The 968-nt window shown below is 36.6% G+C and carries 1 pseudogene; it reads left to right on the top strand.

Annotation, left to right across the window (positions count from 1 at the left end):
- Window positions 1-968 (top strand): annotated as a pseudogene (rpoB, locus tag B3J44_RS12900) (DNA-directed RNA polymerase subunit beta); the annotation flags it as partial.

Here is a 968-nt window from a genome sequence, read left to right as displayed (position 1 = left end):
GCTTCATTAAAAGCTTCTCCATCTTTACATGGTGTAGTTCTTGACAAAAAATTATTTGCAAGAGCCGTAAAAGATAAACGTAAACGTACTCAGGATAAAGATGCTTTAGGCGCTTTAGAAATGGAATTCGAAACTAAATTTGTTGAATTAAAAGATAGATTAGTTGAGAAATTATTCTTGATCGTTAACGGAAAAACATCTCAAGGTGTAATGAATGATTTGGGTGAAGAAGTTTTACCAAAAGGTAAAAAATATACTCAAAAAATGCTTTATGCAGTAGAAGATTTTGCTCACTTAAGTAAAGGTCAATGGGTTGCTGATGATGCTACAAATAAAATGGTTAATGATTTAATTCATAACTATAAAATTAAGCTGAACGACTTACAAGGAGCTTTAAGAAGAGAGAAATTTACTATTACAGTTGGAGATGAATTACCATCTGGAATCTTGAAATTGGCTAAAATCTATATCGCTAAAAAACGTAAGTTAAAAGTTGGTGATAAAATGGCAGGACGTCACGGTAACAAAGGTATTGTTGCAAGAATCGTTCGTCATGAAGATATGCCTTTCTTAGAAGATGGAACACCAGTAGATATCGTATTGAATCCACTTGGGGTACCTTCACGTATGAACATTGGTCAGATTTATGAGACTGTTCTTGGATGGGCTGGTATGAACTTGGGTAGAAAATTTGCTACTCCAATTTTCGACGGTGCTTCTCTTGACGAGATCAACGCTTTGACTGATGAGGCTAACGTACCACGTTTCGGACATACATATCTTTATGATGGTGGAACTGGAGAGCGTTTTGCACAAAAAGCAACTGTGGGTGTAATTTACATGCTTAAATTAGGACACATGGTTGATGATAAGATGCACGCACGTTCTATCGGACCATACTCATTGATTACGCAACAGCCACTTGGAGGTAAGGCTCAATTTGGAGGTCAGCGTTTTGGAGAGATGGA

The sequence above is a fragment of the Flavobacterium sp. UBA4854 genome, from assembly GCF_002399805.1.
Taxonomy (GTDB): domain Bacteria; phylum Bacteroidota; class Bacteroidia; order Flavobacteriales; family Flavobacteriaceae; genus Flavobacterium; species Flavobacterium ginsengisoli.
Note: the sequence above shows the minus strand (reverse complement) of the source record. Positions and strands in the feature narration are given on the sequence as shown.